The following is a 15,993-nucleotide window of genomic DNA, read 5'->3' on the forward strand; positions in this document are numbered from 1 at the left end:
CCCACCCCCCCCCCCCCCCCACGCCTGGCTCACACCAGCAGGAGGCCGTCGGGCTCGTCGGTGACGCCGAGGAGCGCCGCGCCCGCGGTGACCGCCGCGCCGTCCCAGTGCAGGTAGGAGTGGCTCTTGAGGGTGTCGACGTCGCGCTTGTAGCGCTGGAAGGGGCTGCGCAGCTCGTTCACGCTGGAGCCGGCGCCGTCGAGCATGGTGTCGATCGCCTCGCGGGCGAGCTGGCAGATCCGCGGCGAGGCCATCCGCAGCAGGCAGGCCTGCTCCAGGGACGCCTTCTCCCCGGCGTCGGCGAGCTCGGTGACCACGCGGTGGGTCTCGTCCCAGACGAGACGGGCGATCCGGGTGCGGGTGACCGCGTCGCCGTAGCGCACCCAGGCCTCGCGGTGCTCGCGCTGCGGGCCGAGCCCGAAGCCGACGGTGCGGGTCAGGATCCGCTGCTTGTAGTCGGCGAGGCAGGCCTCCGCGGAGCCGACCGCGACGGCGGCGAGGAGGACGTCGAACATCCGGATCATCGAGAAGCCCTCGAGCGGCCGGTCGTCGCCGTGGTCGAGCGGGTGGATCGGCTCCTGCCCGAACACGGTCCACTGCCGGTCGGCGGGCACGAAGAGGTCCTCGCAGGAGAACGTGTTGGAGCCCGTGCCCTTCATCCCGGACATGTGCCAGACGTCGTGGATCGTCACGTCGGCGACGTCGACCACCAGGCCGAGCAGCGCGGGCTCGCTGCCGTCGCCGCGGTCCTCGATGGTGATGAGCAGCGAGTACTCCGAGTTCATGATCCCGCTGGCGAAGGGCCATTTCCCGGTGAGCCGCCACCCGCCCTCGACCGGCACCGCCGTGCCGGAGGGGGTGGCCTGGAAGCCCGCGGACAGGGCGCACGGGGCGAACGCCTTCCCGTGCAGCAGGTGCGGGGTGTCCTGGACCAGCGAGACGTTGTGCACGACGAGGAACGAGTAGACCCAGGCCGTGGAGGCGCAGCCCTGCGCGAGGATCCGGGTGATCGTGCCGAACTCGCGCATCCCGTAGCCGTACCCGCCGATGCTGCGCGGCGCGACCAGGTCGAACAGCCCGGCCCCGGTCAGGTCGGCCATGGTCTCGTCGGGGACCCGGCGCAGCTCCTCGCAGTGCTGGGCGCGCTCGCGCAGCACGGGGACGAGGGCCTCGGCGCGGGCGATCAGCTCCTCGGCGGAGGGCCGGTCGGCCGGCCCGGTCTTCTCGGCGCGTTCCGCGGTCGCGGTCATGTGCACACCGTCCTTCTCGGCGGGGGCCGGACGCCGTCGTCGCGGCCTTGCCGGATCATCAGAACCCGGCGGGCCCCCTCTGCGGAGGTCTCACTCTGAGATGGGCGGAACCGGGATGAGGTGTCCCGGACACCCTCAGTACCCTGCTCAGCGTGTTGACCAGGATGTCGTCGCTGTTCCTCCGCACCCTCCGCGAGGACCCGGCCGACGCGGAGGTGCCCAGCCACAAGCTGCTGGTCCGCGCGGGCTACGTCCGCCGCGTGGCCCCGGGCGTCTACTCCTGGCTGCCGCTCGGGCTCAAGGTGCTGCGGCGCGTCGAGAACGTCGTGCGCGAGGAGATGGACGCCATGGGCGCCCAGGAGATCCAGTTCCCCGCGCTGCTGCCCCGCGAGCCGTACGAGGCCACGCACCGCTGGACCGAGTACGGGCCGAACCTGTTCCGGCTCAAGGACCGCAAGGGCGGCGACTACCTGCTCGGCCCCACGCACGAGGAGCTGTTCACGCTCGCGGTGAAGGGCGAGTACTCCTCGTACAAGGACTACCCGGTCATCCTGTACCAGATCCAGACCAAGTACCGGGACGAGGAGCGGCCCCGTGCGGGCATCCTGCGCGGCCGCGAGTTCCTCATGAAGGACTCGTACTCCTTCGACCTGTCCGACGAGGGGCTCTCCGAGTCCTACGCCAAGCACCGCAAGGCGTACATCACCATCTTCGACCGGCTCGGGCTGCAGTACGTCATCGTCGCGGCCACGTCCGGTGCGATGGGCGGTTCGGCGTCGGAGGAGTTCCTGGCCGAGTCGGAGACCGGTGAGGACACCTTCGTCCGCGGCCCGGGCGGGTACGCGGCGAACGTCGAGGCCGTGACGACCCCGGTGCCGCCCGCGCTGCCCGTCGAGGACAAGCCGGCCGCCGTCGTCCACCACACGCCGGACACCCCGACGATCGAGACGCTGGTCGACTACCTCAACGCGCACACGGACCGGACGTTCACCGCGGCGGACACGCTGAAGAACGTACTGGTCAAGACGAGGCAGCCGGGCGCGGCCGAGTGGGAGCTGCTCGGGATCGGCGTGCCCGGGGACCGCGAGGTCGACATGAAGCGTCTCGAGGCCTCGCTGGAGCCGGCCGAGGTGGCGTTGCTGGAGGAGAAGGACTTCACGGCCAACCCCTTCCTGGTCAAGGGCTACATCGGGCCGGAGTCGCTGCAGACCAACGGGGTGCGCTACCTCGTCGACCCGCGGATCGTCACCGGCACGGCGTGGGTGACGGGGGCGGACAAGGCGGACCACCACGTCGTCGACCTCGTGGCGGGCCGGGACTTCACCCCCGACGGCACCATCGAGGCCGCCGAGGTCCGCGCCGGCGACCCCTCGCCGGACGGCACCGGGGTGCTGGAGGCCGCGCGCGGCATCGAGATCGGGCACATCTTCCAGCTCGGCCGCAAGTACGCCGACGCCTTCGCCCTCGACGCGCTCGGGCCGGACTCCAAGCCCGTCCGGATCACCATGGGTTCCTACGGGATCGGCGTCTCGCGGCTCGTCGCGGCGATCGCCGAGCAGAACCACGACGGGTCCGGTCTGGTGTGGCCGCGCGCGGTGGCGCCGTTCGACGTGCACGTCGTGGTCGCCGGCAAGAGCGTGGAGCTGCTCGAGGGCGGCGAGGCCGTCGCCGCCGAGCTGGAGGCCGCGGGCCTGCAGGTGATCCTCGACGACCGCAAGGCCAGCCCGGGCGTGAAGTTCGCCGACGCCGAGCTGATCGGCGTGCCCACGATCGTCGTCGTGGGCCGCGGCCTGGCCGAGGGGAAGCTCGAGGTCAAGGACCGCCGGACCGGCGAGCGCTCCGAGATCGCGCGCGAGGGTGCCGCAGAGGTGCTCGCCGCCCTTGTCCGCGGCTGAGCGCGCCGACGCGGTGGTCGCCGGGGCCGCCCGCAGGGTCTGATCGTCTTCATTAGGTAAGGCTCACCTTTCTTCGCTACGGTCGGAGTGGATCGACACGAGCGAGGAGCGGGTATGGGGCGTGAGCTGCGCATCGCCGTCATCGGGGCCGGACCGGCGGGGATCTACACCGCCGACACGCTGATGAAGTCCGGCACGCCCTGTTCGATCGACCTGTTCGACCGGCTCCCGGCGCCCTTCGGTCTGGTGCGCGACGGCGTCGCGCCCGACCACCCGCGGATCAAGGGGATCGTCGGGGCCCTGCACGGCGTGCTGAGCAGGCCGGGGGTGCGGCTGTTCGGCAACGTCGCCTACGGGCGCGACCTCTCGCTCTCCGACGTCCGGATGCTCTACGACGCCGTCGTGGTCGCCACCGGCTGCGAGCGGGACCGGGACCTCGACATCCCCGGGATCGACCTGCCCGGCAGCCACGGCGCGGCCGACTTCGTGAAGTGGTTCGACGGCCACCCGGACGTCCCGCGCGACTGGTCCCTCGGGGCGCGGCACGTCGGCGTGATCGGGGCCGGCAACGTGGCCCTCGACGTCGCCCGGGTGCTGGCCAAGCAGGCCGAGGACATGCTCGTCACCGAGATCCCGGACAACGTGCACCGCGGGCTCGCCGCGAACCGGGCCACCGACGTGCACGTCTTCGCCCGCCGGGGCCTCGCCCAGGCCCGCTTCACGCCGACGGAGCTGCGCGAGCTGGACCGCCGTTCGACGCGCTGTCCGGCACCCTGCCCCACGCCGCGGGCCGGGTCCTCGACTTCGACGACCAGCACGTCCCCGGCGTCCACGCCTGCGGCTGGATCAAGCGCGGACCCGTCGGGCTGATCGGGCACACCACGAGCTGCGCCCTGGAGACCGTCGGCAGCCTCCTGGCCGACGCCGACGACCTCGTTCCCGCCCCGGTGCCGGACCCGGCCGCCGTCGTCGAGCTGCTGGAGGAGCGGGGCGTCCGCTACACGACGTGGGACGGCTGGCTGCAGCTGGACGAGCACGAGCGCGGGCTCGGCGAGGAACGAGGCCGCGAGCGGATCGAGGTGGTGTCGCGCGAGGAGATGGTGGAGCTGTCGCAGGTGGGCTGACCACCTCAGCGACCGGGCGCGCGGAAGTCGTCGGCGCTCCACCAGTCGTAGAGCGCGGCCATGTCACCGTCGCTGCGGCGCAGGTAGCAGCCGAAGGACAGGGCGGTGTTGGCGGCCCAGAACAGGGAGGCGGCGCCGCTCGCTCGCGGCGGCGTTACCGGGCGGGACTCATCGCGGCAGCGCGGCGGTGCCGATGATGTCGTCCACGGTGGAGGGTGGGACGAGCAGCGGCGATGCCGGGCCGCCCCTCGTGTCCGCGTTCGCGACCAGGAGCGCGGTGCCGCCCGCGGCCGGCACCGCGAGCACCGCCGTGCGGCCCTCGGTGGCGAGGCAGCCGTCGTCGGTCGGGGTGGTGGAGACGGCCTCGACGACGACCCCGGTCGCGTCGCCGATCTCCACGGTCCGGGGCTCGCTCACCGCCACGCGCGGGCCCTGGCCGGCGGTGCTCGTGTAGAAGGAGCGGCCGAAGTCGGTGGCGAAGCGCCGGGCGAGGGTCGCCGGGTCGTCGGGGGCCTGCACGAGTGCGCTGGTGGCGGTACCGCGCTTGTAGGGGGCACCACCGCAGACGTAGCCGGGCGCGTCGGCACCGCCGGTGAAGGCGACCCCGAGCCCGCGGGCGGCGACGCCGCCGAGCGGGGTCCAGTCGCCGGGCACGGCGTAGGTCAGGTACGGGGTCTCGACGGGCCGGTAGTCCGCCGGCACGGTCGGGCCCGAGAGCGCGGCGCCGAGGAACCACGCGCCGCCGCCGATCGCCGCCAGGGCCAGCACGATCACCGCGGTGAGGCCGGCGATCCATCGACCGGTGTGCTGTTCCCGCTGCTCGACAGGCGGAGCCCACGACCCTGCTGACTGTGGCGGGATGTCGAACGGGGGCAGCGGACCCCAGGGCTGCTCGCCCGGGATCTCGGGCTCGCCCTCGCGCCCCGGGACGGCGGGGTAGCGCTGGCCGGGGTACTGCGGGGCGTCGGACGGGGTGGGCTCCGGGCCCTCCGCAGGCCGGCGCGGCTCGTCCGGTCCGTGCACGTCGCGGAGGGTAGCGCGGAGCGCACTCCCGATCATGGTGGCGGGCGCGGCCCGGGTGTGGTGTCCTTCCGCCGTGGACGTGGTGGACGCGCTGCGCCGGCGGATGCCGTGGCTGCTCTGGGCGATCCCGGCGGTCGGGCTGCTGGCGGCGCTCGTCCTGGTCCTGAGCGGCGCCTACACCGCCGCGGGGGTCGTGGCCGCCGCGGCCCTGCTCATGGTGGAGCCGTTGCGCCGCATCACCGTCGCCCACCTGCCCGTGGACCTGGACGACGACGAGGTCGCCGAGATCCGCGAGGTGAAGCGGCGGCAGGGTGAGGTCGCCGCGATCCACCGGCTGCGCGAGATGCGCCCCGCCACCGGCCTCGCCGCCGCCGTCCGCACCGTGCGCGACCTCTGATCCGGCCGGTCAGCCGGGCAGGAACGACAGGCGCACCGACCGCACCGCGTTGTCGACGTTGGTGTCCACCAGGCACACCGACTGCCAGGTGCCGAGGGCGAGCTCGCCGTCGATCACCGGGACCGACATCGAGGGCGCGACGATCGCCGGCAGCACGTGGTCGCGGCCGTGCCCGTGGCTGCCGTGGCGGTGGGTCCAGCGGTCGTCGGCCGGCAGGAGGTCGCGGAGCGCGGTGAGCAGGTCGGTGTCGCTGCCGGCGCCGGTCTCGATCACCGCGACGCCCGCGGTGGCGTGCGGCACCCAGACGTTGAGCAGACCCTCCCGCGCCTCGACGGAGCGCAGGTGGTCGGTGATGCGCGAGGTCAGGTCGACGACCCGCTCCTCGCCGCCGGTGCGGACGTCGATCAGCTCGCTGTGCATGCCCCGACCCTAGGAGAGCCCCGTCCACCCGACCTCCCGCGAGCCGCGCCGCGCCCTCCTGCGAGTCGCTCCGTGGGCTCCCGCGAGTCGGGCTGTGGGTTCGGCGAGTCGGGCTGTGGGTTTCGGCGAGTCGGGCTGTGGGTTTCGGCGAGTCGGGCTGTGGGTTTCCGCGAGTCGGGCTGTGGGTTTCCGCGAGTCGGGCTGTGGGTTTCCGCGAGTCGGGCTGTGGGTTTCGGCGAGTCGGCAGTCGCGGTCCTTCGGGTCGCCACGCCGGCGGAATTCCCTCCACCGCGGCGCTCCGCCGTAGGGTTCGGGGTGTGCGAGAGGCGTTCGGACGGATTTTCGACATGCCCGACGGCTACCTCAACACCGCGAGCGTCGGGGTCCCGCCGCGCGAGACGGCCGACGCCGTCGACCGCGCCCTCGACGCCTGGCGGCACGGGACCGGCCGGGCTACCGACTTCGACGGCGCGGTGGCCGGGGCCCGCGCGGCGTTCGGCCGCCTCGTGGGGGTCGGCGCCGACCGGGTCGCGGTGGCGGGTTCGGTGTCGCCGCTGGTCGGTCTCGTCGCGGCCGCGACGCCCGACGGGGCGCAGGTCCTCGTGGTGGAGGGCGAGTTCAGCAGCGTCAGCTACCCGTTCGCCGTGCAGGGCCGCGGGATCACGGTCACCGAGGTGCCGCTCGAGGAGCTCGGGGAGCGGGCGCCGGAGGCCGACGTCGTCGCCGTCAGCGTGGTCCAGTCCCTCGACGGCAGGCTCGCCGACCTCGACGCCCTGCGCGCCGCCCGCGCGTCGGGCACCCGAGTCCTGCTCGACGTCACCCAGGCCGCCGGGTGGATGCCACTGGACCTCGGCTGGGCCGACGCGGTCGCGGGCGCCTGCTACAAGTGGCTCTTCGCCCCGCGCGGCGCCGCATGGATGGCGGTTCACCCGGAGCTCGAGCTCGTCCCGCACGCCGCGAACTGGTACGCCGCCGAGGACCCGTGGAACAGCACCACGGGCCTGCCGCCGAAGCTGGCCGCCGAGGCGCGCGGGCTGGACACGTCGCCGGCCTGGTACTGCCACGTCGGCGCCGCCGAGTCGCTCGGCTGGCTCGCCGGGCTCGATCTCGCCGCCGTGCGCACGCACTGCGCGGGCCTGGCCGACCGGTTCCGCGCGGGCCTCGGCCTCCCGCCCGCCGGCTCGGCGATCGTGCACGTGAGTGTGCCGGACGCGGCGCGCCGGCTCGTCGACGCCGGGATCGTCGCGACCGCGCGCGGGGGCGGGGCCCGGCTCTCGTTCGGCCTCTACAGCACCGACGACGACGTCGACCGCGCCCTCGCCGCCCTCACCTGAGCCTCACCCGGGATCTCCCGACTCGCCTGCTGGTATTCGCGACTCGCGGGAGCTCACAGCGCGACTCGCGGAAGCCTCAGCGGACGATGCCGGGGAGGGAGGGGATGACGGGGGCGGTGCCCGTGGCGGCCCGCCAGCGCGAGGCGCGGACCGTCCCCTCCGACAGCGCCGTGAGCGCCGCGACCCGCAACTGCTGGTTGGTGGTGTGCTCCAGCACGGAGCGCCAGGCCGCGAGCGCGTCGGCCTCCGCGGTCACCGCGAGCTTCCCGGCGGAGAGTGCGTCGGTCACCGGCACGGGAGTGGCGTACGCCGGCTGTGCCGACACCGGCCGCGCCCCGACGTCGGTGAGCGTCTGCTCGACCTGGCTGCGCAGGGTGCGGTGCGCGGTGATGTCCTGGCGCGCCTCGACGGCCTGGTCCCCGGGCACGAACGCGAGGATCAGCGTGTAGGACCAGAGGGCGGCGTGCTCGGCGGCCAGGGCGCCCTGCAGGGCCGTGATCGCCTCGTCGTCGATCGGGACGCTCATGAGGTCTGCGCCGCCCCCAGCACCGCGGTGTAGGCCGCGCAGCAGGCGGCGACGGAGCCGACCAGCCCGGCCCGTGCGATCGGGACGGTGCCCACCAGGCCGGCGGCCTCGCGCGCCGCGTCGGCCACGGCCTGGCGCACCGCGTTCAGGTCCGCGCCCGCCTGCGGGGCGGTCGGCGCCGCGGCCGGGGTGGGGGACGCGGTGGTGCCGGCGACCCGGGCGATCTCCTGCTCGAGCGTCGCGGCGTGGTCGGAGCGGGCCGAGCGGAGCGGGTCGAGCTGCCCGGTCAGCGACGGGTCGGCCGTGATCACGGCGGTGACCAGGGCGGCGTCCGACCGGGCCCGGGTGACCAGCGGGATCAGCGGGTCCGGGCCGTCGGAGGAGCCGGCGGCGCACCCGGCGAGCACCGGGGCGGCGAGTCCGAGGCCGCCCGCCGCCAGCCCCAGCGACAACGCCCGCCGGCGGGTCAGCGGCGGGGCTGCCGGGCGGGGCGGAGGGCCGGAGTGCACAGCCCGGCATCCTGCCAGCCGCCGTTGCGACGGCGGGGCACGGGTCCGGCGGTCCCTCCGGCCGTCCGCGATAGTCTGGACGGCCGTTGCGACCTGCCGAGCGCCCGCGAAGGAGATCCATGCCGAGCCCCGCCCCCGATCAGCTCACCGGCACCCTGCGCGGTGTGCTGGAGCCCGTCGTCGCCGACGCCGGGTTCGAGATCGAGGACGTCGAGGTCCGGGCCGCCGGGCGCAAGCACACCGTGAAGGTGGTCGTCGACGTGCCCGAGGACGCCGAGGAGACCGGCGTGGGGCTCGACGCGATCGCCCGGCTGAGCCGCTCGGCCGCGACGGAGCTGGACCGGCACGAGCACCTGATCGCGGGCTCGTACACACTCGAGGTGACCTCCCCGGGCATCGACCGCCCGCTCACCCGGCCGCTGCACTGGCGGCGGGCGCACCTGCGCCTGGTCCGGGTGACGCTGGCCGGCGGCGAGACGATCGAGGTGCGCGCCGGGCGCGCGGGGCCGGAGTCGGTCACCGTGGTGGAGGCGGGCGCGAAGAAGCCGCACCCGCGGGAGCTGCGCTACGCCGACGTGACCCGGGCGGTGGTGCAGGTGGAGTTCAAGGCGCCGCCGAAGGCGGAGGTCGAGGCGCTCGACGGGGACGGCGGGGCGGACCCGGGGAACGAGGAGCAGGCATGAACGTCGACATCGCGGCGCTGCGGGCCATCGAGCGGGAGAAGGAGATCCCGTTCGACACGGTCATCGAGGCCATCGAGACCGCCCTGCTCACGGCGTACAAGCACACCGAGGGCCATCAGCCGCACGCGCGGATCGACATCGACCGCAAGACCGGGCTGGTCCGGGTCATGGCGCACGAGGTCGGCGAGGACGGTGAGCCCGGCCCCGAGTGGGACGACACCCCGGAGGGCTTCGGCCGGATCGCCGCGACCACCGCGCGGCAGGTCATCGTCCAGCGGCTGCGCGACGCCGAGCACGAGCGCACCTACGGCGAGTTCGCCGCCCAGGAGGGCGAGATCGTCTCCGGGGTGATCCAGCGCGACGCCCGCGCGAACGCCCGCGGCGTGGTCGTGGTCTCCCTGGGCCAGATCGAGGGTGTGCTGCCCCCGACCGAGCAGGTGCCGGGGGAGAGCTACGAGCACGGCGACCGGATCCGCTGCTACGTCGTGGGCGTCAGCCGGGGAATGCGCGGCACGCAGATCACGTTGAGCCGCACGCACCCCAACCTCGTGCGCAAACTGTTCGCGCTGGAGGTCCCGGAGCTCGTCGACGGGTCGGTGGAGATCGTCGCCGTCGCCCGCGAGGCCGGGCACCGGTCGAAGATCGCGGTGCGGTCCAAGGTCTCCGGGGTCAACCCGAAGGGCGCCTGCATCGGCCCGATGGGCCAGCGGGTGCGCAACGTCATGAGCGAGCTGCACGACGAGAAGATCGACATCATCGACTGGTCGGAGGATCCGGCGACGTTCGTCGGCAACGCGCTCTCGCCGTCGAAGGTGGTGTCGGTCACGGTGGTCGACGCGCGGACCCGGACCGCCCGGGTGGTCGTGCCGGACTTCCAGCTGTCCCTCGCCATCGGCAAGGAAGGGCAGAACGCCCGGCTCGCAGCCCGTCTGACCGGCTGGCGGATCGACATCCGCAGCGACGCGGACCCCCGCGCGCGGGCCGGTCGGACAGAGCTCGACGCGACCCCGGAGGACGAGTCCCCCGTGGCGCGCACCTCGGGGACGGAGTCGGTCGGCTGAAGGAGGACGCGCTACACTCGACCACGGCCCGCAACCGGGCGCAGGGACCCGTCCGCACCTGTGTCGGGTGTCGCACCCGGGAGCAGGCCACCGGTCTGTTGCGCGTCGTCGCGGTGGACGGGGCCTTGGTCCCGGACCCCCGCCGGCGCCTCCCCGGCCGGGGTGCCTGGGTGCACCCCGCCGCGGGATGTCTCGACCGGGCCGAGCGCCGATCGGCGTTCCCGCGGGCACTGCGTGTCCCGGGCCCGCTCTCGGTGGCCGCGGTCAGGTCGTACCTCGACGGGACCCGCGCCGCTCCGGCGGCGGATTCCGGTGGGGTGCAACAGGAGGGGATCGGGACAGTCCCGGTTCCGTCATTCACGGAAAGCAAGGTCGACCCGTCATGAGCCAGTCGTGAAGATCGCACCATGAACGTGCATCGACTCTAGGTTCGAGGTCGAGCGGACACCTGCCGCCCGGCCTCTCTACAGCAAGAGGAGAGCAGTGGCAGGCAAGGCCCGTGTGCACGAGCTCGCGAAGGAGCTCGGTATCTCCAGCAAGCAGGTTCTGAGCAAGCTTGCTGATCTCGGGGAGTACGTGAAGTCCCCGTCCTCCACCGTCGAGGCCCCCGTCGCGCGCAAGCTGCGCGACTCCATGGCCGGCAACGGTGGCGGCCCCCGTCGTGGGGTCCCCGGTGGCGGCGGTGGCCGCCCCCGTCCCGGTCAGTCCTCGGGTGCGCCCGCCCCGGGTTCCCGTCCGCGCCCCGCGGCGCCGGCGGGCCCGTCCGGCGGTGCGACGCCCGGTTCAGCGCCGGGGTCGACCGGTGCGACCCCCGGCCCGTCGCGCTCCGGCGCGCCCACTCCCGGTCCGGGCCCGCGGCCCGGTCCTCGTCCCGGCCCGCGCCCGGAGGCGCCGGCCGCGTCCGCGTCGGCGCCCGCTCCCGAGCGCCCGGCGGAGCAGCCCCCCGCGGAGCAGCGCCCGTCGGAGCAGCGTTCCGAGCAGCGTCCGGCCCAGCCCGGCCCGCGTCCGGGTCCGCGTCCCGGCCCCCAGCAGCGGCCCGCCCCGCAGGGTGGTCAGCAGGGCGATCAGGGCGGTCAGGGCGGTGGCCAGCAGGCCCCGCAGACCGGCGGCCCCCGTCCGGGTCCGCGTCCGGACGCCCCGCGGCAGCAGCCCGCGGCGGCGTCGGGCGGTTCCGGTGCCGGCACCGTGCCCCCGCGCGCGCCGAAGCCCGGCCCGCGGCAGCCGCGCGTCGGCAACAACCCGTTCGGCGTCGGCTCCGGCGCCCCGCCGCGTCCGGCCGCTCCGCGTCCGGGCCCGCCGCCCCAGCAGGGTGGCGAGGGTCGGCAGGGTGGCGGCGGCCGCGAGGGCGGCGCCCCGCGTCCCGGCCCCGGTGCCGGTGGCCCGCGGCCCCCGCAGCGTTCCGGTGAGGCCGGTCGCGGCGGCTCACGGCCGAGCCCGGGCAACATGCCCCCGCGTCCGAACCCCGGCATGATGCCGGCCCGCCCGGCCGGTGGGCGTCCCGCGCCCGGTGGTCGTGGTGGCCCCGGTGGTCGTGGTGGCCCCGGTGGCCGTCCCGGCGGTCCCGGTGGTCGTCCCGGCGGCGGTGGCGGCGGTTTCCGTCCCGGTGGCGGTGGCCCCGGCGGCGGTGGCGGCGGTGCCCCGGCGGGCGGCGGCTTCCGCGGTCGTCCCGGTGGCGGCGGCGGTCGTGGCCGCGGCGGTACCGCGGGTGCCTTCGGGCGTCCCGGCGGTCCGGCGCGCAAGGGCCGCAAGTCGAAGCGGCAGAAGCGCCAGGAGTTCGACTCGATGCAGGCGCCGTCGGTCGGCGGCGTCCGCCTGCCCAAGGGCAGCGGCGAGACGATCCGGCTGCCGCGCGGCGCGTCGCTCACCGACTTCGCCGAGAAGATCAACGCCAACCCGGCGTCGCTGGTCCAGGTGCTGTTCCACCTGGGCGAGATGGTGACGGCCACGGCGTCGGTCGCCGACGAGGTGCTCGAGCTCCTCGGCAACGAGATGAACTACAACGTCCAGGTCGTCAGCCCGGAGGAGGAGGACCGCGAGCTGCTCGACAGCTTCGACATCTCCTTCGGCGACGAGGGCGACGAGGAGGACTGGGCCGTCCGGCCGCCGGTCGTGACCATCATGGGTCACGTCGACCACGGTAAGACGCGCCTGCTCGACACGATCCGGAAGGCGAACGTCCGCGAGGGCGAGGCCGGCGGCATCACCCAGCACATCGGCGCCTACCAGGTGCAGACGGAGCTGGAGGGCATCGAGCGTCCGATCACCTTCATCGACACCCCGGGTCACGAGGCGTTCACCGCCATGCGTGCCCGCGGGGCGAAGTCCACGGACATCGCGGTGATCGTGGTTGCGGCGGACGACGGCGTCATGCCCCAGACGGTCGAGGCGATCAACCACGCCCAGGCGGCCGACGTGCCGATCGTGGTCGCGGTGAACAAGATCGACGTCGAGGGCGCCAACCCGTCGAAGATCCGCCAGCAGCTGACCGAGTACAACCTGGTCGCGGAGGAGTACGGCGGCGACACGATGTTCGTCGACATCTCCGCGAAGCAGGGGACGAACATCGACCAGCTGCTCGAGGCGATCCTGCTGACCGCGGACGCGGCGCTGGACCTGCGGGCCAACCCGAACATGGAGGCCCAGGGCGTCACGATCGAGGGTCACCTCGACCGCGGCCGTGGTCCGGTGGCGACCGTCCTGGTCCAGCGCGGCACGCTCCGCGTCGGCGACTCGCTCGTCGCGGGCGACGCCTCCGGGCGCGTCCGGCGGATGGTCGACGAGCACGGCGAGGACGTCACCGAGGCGCTCCCGTCGCGTCCGGTGCAGGTCATCGGCCTGACGTCGGTCCCGGGTGCGGGCGACACGTTCCTCGTCGTCGACGAGGACCGGGTGGCCCGGCAGATCGCGGACCGCCGGCGGGCGCGCGAGCGCAACGCCGAGCTGGCCAGCCGCCGCAAGCGCGTGTCGCTCGAGGACCTCGACGCCGCGCTGAAGGAGACCAGCACCCTCAACCTGATCATCAAGGGTGACAACTCGGGTACCGTCGAGGCCCTCGAGGACGCCCTGATGAAGCTGGACGTGGGTGAGGACGTCGACCTGCGGGTGATCCACCGCGGCGTCGGTGGCATCACCGAGGGCGACATCAACCTCGCGATCGCGGACAACGTCATCGTCATGGGCTTCAACGTCCGTGCCGAGGGCAAGGCCACGGAGCTGGCCAACCGCGAGGGCGTGGAGATCCGCTACTACTCGGTGATCTACCAGGCGATCGAGGAGATCGAGCAGGCTCTCAAGGGCATGCTCAAGCCGGAGTACGAAGAGGTCGAGCTGGGTCGCGCGGAGGTCCGCGAGGTCTTCAAGTCCTCCAAGTTCGGCACGATCGCCGGCTGCCTCGTGATGAACGGCGAGATCCGCCGCAACGCCCGCGGGCGCCTGCTGCGCGACTCGGTGGTCATCGCGGAGAACCTGCCGATCAGCTCGCTGCGCCGCTTCAAGGACGACGTGGTCGAGGTCCGCGAGGGCTTCGAGTGCGGTCTGACCCTGGGCACGTACAGCGACATCAAGGTCGACGACGTCATCGAGACGTTCGAGATGCGGGAGAAGCCCCGGGCCTAGCGGCCCTGGTCGTCGGGGGCGGCGCGCTCTGCGTGCCGTCCCCGACTCCCCGGAACGACCACTCTCCGGAAAGACGCTGTCTTTCGAGCATGTACGTGGGAGCACTGGAGCTGGACGTCCTGCTCGGGGACGTCCACTCGCTCAAGCAGAAGCGCTCCGCCGTCCGGCCCGTCGTGGCCGAGCTGCGGCGGCGCTTCGCGGTGTCCGCCGCCGAGGCCGGGCACCTGAACCTGCACCGCCGTGCCCTGATCGGGGTGTCCTGCGTCGCCGCGGACCCCGGTCACGTCACCGAGGTGCTGGACTCCTGCGAGCGGCTCGTCGCCGCCCGCCCGGAGCTGGAACTGCTGTCCGCCCGGCACCGGATGCTGGGACCGGAGGATTGAACGGCGCGTGCGCGGTGATCCGTCGATCGTCGACGGTCGCCGCGCACGACCCGCAGGGAGGAGCGCGTCATGGTGGACCAGGCCCGCGCCCGACGGCTGGCGAAGCGGATCTCGCAGATCGTCGCTGGCGCGCTGGAGCACGAGGTGAAGGACCCCCGCCTGGCGATGGTGACCATCACCGACACCCGGGTCACCGGGGACCTGCGCGAGGCCACCGTGTACTACACGGTGCTCGGCCGCACGGTCGACGAGGCGCCCGACACCGCGGGGGCCGCCGCCGCGCTCGACAGCGCCAAGGGCGTGCTGCGGACGATGGTGGGCCGGCAGACCGGCATCCGCCACACCCCGAGCCTGGCCTTCGTCGCCGACGAGGTCCCGGACGAGGCCCGCCGGATGGAGGAGCTGCTGGCCCGGACCCGCGAGTCCGACGCGGAGGTCGCGCGGCTGGCCGCCGGTGCCCGGCACGCCGGCGACAGCGACCCCTACCGGGCGCCGCGTGAGCAGGAGGACCTCTCCGACTCCGCCCTGGCCGGGGAGGAGTGAGGGACCGGTGACCGCGCAACCCCGGTTCGCGGCCTTGGGCCCGGACGACCGGGACGACACCGACGCCGCGATCGACCGCGCGGTCACCCGGGCGGTGGGCGACGCCGCCGCCGTCCTGCGCGACGCGGAGCAGGTCGTCGTCCTGGGCCACGTGTCGCCCGACGCGGACTGCCTCGGCAGCGCCCTCGCGCTGGGGCTGGCGCTGCACCGGCGCGGGAAGTCCGTGCAGGTGTCCTTCGGCGTGCGGGGCGGCGACGAGCCCGCACCCGAGTCCCTGCGCGCGCTCGACAGTGCGGGCCTGCTGGTCCCGGCCTCGGCCGTGCCGGAGGCCCCGGAGGTCCTGGTCGCCTGCGACACCGCCGACCTGCACCGCCTCGGCGTGCTCGCCGGGCGGGTCGAGGCCGCGGGCCGGTCGATCCTCGTCGACCACCACGCGTCGAACCCCGGCTTCGGCACCGTCCGGGTGCTCGACCCCCGCGCCGAGGCGACCGTGATGCTCGTCCGGCGCATCCTCGCCGAGCTCGGCACGCCGCTCGACCCCGAGATCGGCCGCTGCCTCTACGCGGGGCTGGCCACCGACACCGTCGGCTTCCGCATCGGCGGGCCGGGGCCGCACCGGCTGGCCGCCGAGCTGGTCGAGGCGGGGGTCGAGGTCGAGCCGTTGATGCGCGGGCTCGTCGACTCGCACCCCTTCGCCTGGCTCGGCGCCCTCGGCGGGATCCTCGCGACGGCCGAGCTGGAGACCGGCGTGCCCGCGGGCCGCGCCACGGTGCACGCCACCGTGCCGCTCGACGTCGTCCGGCGCTTCCGGCCCGAGGAGGTCGAGAGCGTGGTCGACCACGTCCGGACCGCCGTCGAGGCCGAGGTCACCGTGGTGCTCAAGCAGGTCGACCGGACCCGCTGGACCGTCTCGCTGCGCTCACGCGGTGCGGTCGACGTCGCGGCGGTGGCCGTCGAGCTCGGCGGCGGTGGGCATCCGCGGGCCGCCGGGTTCACCATCGACGGCACGCGGGACGAGGTCCTCGGGACGATCCGGACGGCGCTCGCCACCCGGGGACGATCAGGGCGCAGCTGACCCGCGATGTTCACCTCGTTCTCAGGGAGGGGTGCGTACCCTCGGCCCCGACGAGGAGGACGACTTGACCGCTGAGCCCGCCCTCCCCGCCCCGTCCACCCCCCGGGGTGGCGTGGCCGGGAGCATCCCGACCTGCACCGTATCGCCGTTCGCCG

15 protein-coding genes and 1 pseudogene are annotated in these 15,993 nt (G+C 74.3%); 11 read left to right on the forward strand and 5 right to left on the reverse strand.

The genetic code is table 11. The features are described 5' to 3' along the window. Window positions 1-29: 29 nt before the first annotated feature. Complete coding sequence (locus tag LWC33_RS26715) at window positions 30-1,250, reverse strand: acyl-CoA dehydrogenase family protein (RefSeq protein ID WP_233307443.1); 1,221 nt, start codon at window positions 1,248-1,250, stop codon at window positions 30-32. 152 nt (window positions 1,251-1,402) lie between these two features. Between LWC33_RS26715 and LWC33_RS26720 the strand changes: the two genes are divergently transcribed. After that, window positions 1,403-3,145 carry a proline--tRNA ligase gene (locus tag LWC33_RS26720; protein WP_233307444.1) on the forward strand — a complete coding sequence of 581 codons (1,743 nt, stop codon included), beginning with the start codon at window positions 1,403-1,405 and terminating at the stop codon, window positions 3,143-3,145. A gap of 114 nt (window positions 3,146-3,259) precedes the next feature. Further along, window positions 3,260-4,269, forward strand: a pseudogene (locus tag LWC33_RS26725) (FAD-dependent oxidoreductase). A gap of 168 nt (window positions 4,270-4,437) precedes the next feature. On the opposite strand, the gene LWC33_RS26730 reads toward LWC33_RS26725, so the two are convergent. Beyond that, entirely contained in the window at window positions 4,438-5,292 is an 855-nt protein-coding gene (locus tag LWC33_RS26730; protein WP_233307445.1) for a DUF8017 domain-containing protein, read from the reverse strand. A 73-nt stretch (window positions 5,293-5,365) separates the two neighbouring features. Here LWC33_RS26730 and LWC33_RS26735 point away from each other — a divergent pair, with 73 nt between their 5' ends. Beyond that, window positions 5,366-5,689: a hypothetical protein gene (locus LWC33_RS26735; protein ID WP_233307446.1), complete on the forward strand. Its 324-nt coding sequence runs from the start codon at window positions 5,366-5,368 to the stop codon at window positions 5,687-5,689. A 9-nt stretch (window positions 5,690-5,698) separates the two neighbouring features. On the opposite strand, the gene LWC33_RS26740 is transcribed toward LWC33_RS26735, so the two are convergent. Beyond that, window positions 5,699-6,109, reverse strand: coding sequence for a secondary thiamine-phosphate synthase enzyme YjbQ (locus tag LWC33_RS26740; protein ID WP_233307447.1), 411 nt, complete (start codon window positions 6,107-6,109; stop codon window positions 5,699-5,701). Between the two features lie 317 nt (window positions 6,110-6,426). Here LWC33_RS26740 and LWC33_RS26745 point away from each other — a divergent pair, with 317 nt between their 5' ends. Next, window positions 6,427-7,443 carry an aminotransferase class V-fold PLP-dependent enzyme gene (locus LWC33_RS26745; protein ID WP_233307448.1) on the forward strand — a complete coding sequence of 339 codons (1,017 nt, stop codon included), beginning with the start codon at window positions 6,427-6,429 and terminating at the stop codon, window positions 7,441-7,443. 76 nt (window positions 7,444-7,519) lie between these two features. Here the strand turns inward: LWC33_RS26745 and LWC33_RS26750 are convergent, their stop codons facing one another. Then, a complete protein-coding gene (locus tag LWC33_RS26750) occupies window positions 7,520-7,969 on the reverse strand; it encodes a ferritin-like domain-containing protein (protein ID WP_233307449.1) in 450 nt (149 codons plus the stop codon). Further along, window positions 7,966-8,478 carry a hypothetical protein gene (locus LWC33_RS26755; protein WP_233307450.1) on the reverse strand — a complete coding sequence of 171 codons (513 nt, stop codon included), beginning with the start codon at window positions 8,476-8,478 and terminating at the stop codon, window positions 7,966-7,968. Before LWC33_RS26755 ends, LWC33_RS26750 begins: the two co-directional genes overlap by 4 nt. A gap of 119 nt (window positions 8,479-8,597) precedes the next feature. On the opposite strand from LWC33_RS26755, the gene rimP reads away from it, so the two are divergent. From rimP to LWC33_RS26790, 7 genes are all read left to right on the forward strand, one after another. Next, entirely contained in the window at window positions 8,598-9,161 is a 564-nt protein-coding gene (gene rimP, locus LWC33_RS26760) for a ribosome maturation factor RimP (protein ID WP_233307451.1), read from the forward strand. Next, window positions 9,158-10,222, forward strand: a complete 1,065-nt coding sequence (gene nusA / locus LWC33_RS26765; RefSeq protein ID WP_233307452.1) for a transcription termination factor NusA — start codon at window positions 9,158-9,160, stop codon at window positions 10,220-10,222. The genes rimP and nusA overlap by 4 nt, the downstream gene beginning before the upstream one ends. After that, window positions 10,219-10,608 (forward strand): YlxR family protein, encoded by a 390-nt coding sequence (locus LWC33_RS26770; protein ID WP_372476697.1) that lies wholly within the window; start codon window positions 10,219-10,221, stop codon window positions 10,606-10,608. The genes nusA and LWC33_RS26770 overlap by 4 nt, the downstream gene beginning before the upstream one ends. 97 nt (window positions 10,609-10,705) lie before the next feature. Then, window positions 10,706-13,837: a translation initiation factor IF-2 gene (gene infB / locus LWC33_RS26775; RefSeq protein WP_233307453.1), complete on the forward strand. Its 3,132-nt coding sequence runs from the start codon at window positions 10,706-10,708 to the stop codon at window positions 13,835-13,837. Window positions 13,838-13,926: 89 nt separating this feature from the next. Beyond that, entirely contained in the window at window positions 13,927-14,220 is a 294-nt protein-coding gene (locus LWC33_RS26780) for a DUF503 domain-containing protein (protein ID WP_232872306.1), read from the forward strand. Window positions 14,221-14,289: 69 nt separating this feature from the next. Next, a complete protein-coding gene (gene rbfA, locus LWC33_RS26785) occupies window positions 14,290-14,763 on the forward strand; it encodes a 30S ribosome-binding factor RbfA (RefSeq protein WP_233307454.1) in 474 nt (157 codons plus the stop codon). Between the two features lie 94 nt (window positions 14,764-14,857). Next, window positions 14,858-15,838, forward strand: coding sequence for a DHH family phosphoesterase (locus LWC33_RS26790; protein ID WP_372476698.1), 981 nt, complete (start codon window positions 14,858-14,860; stop codon window positions 15,836-15,838). The last annotated feature ends 155 nt before the right edge of the window (window positions 15,839-15,993 follow it).

Origin of the sequence: Pseudonocardia terrae, assembly GCF_021343995.1 — a bacterium.
Lineage (GTDB): Bacteria > Actinomycetota > Actinomycetes > Mycobacteriales > Pseudonocardiaceae > Pseudonocardia > Pseudonocardia terrae.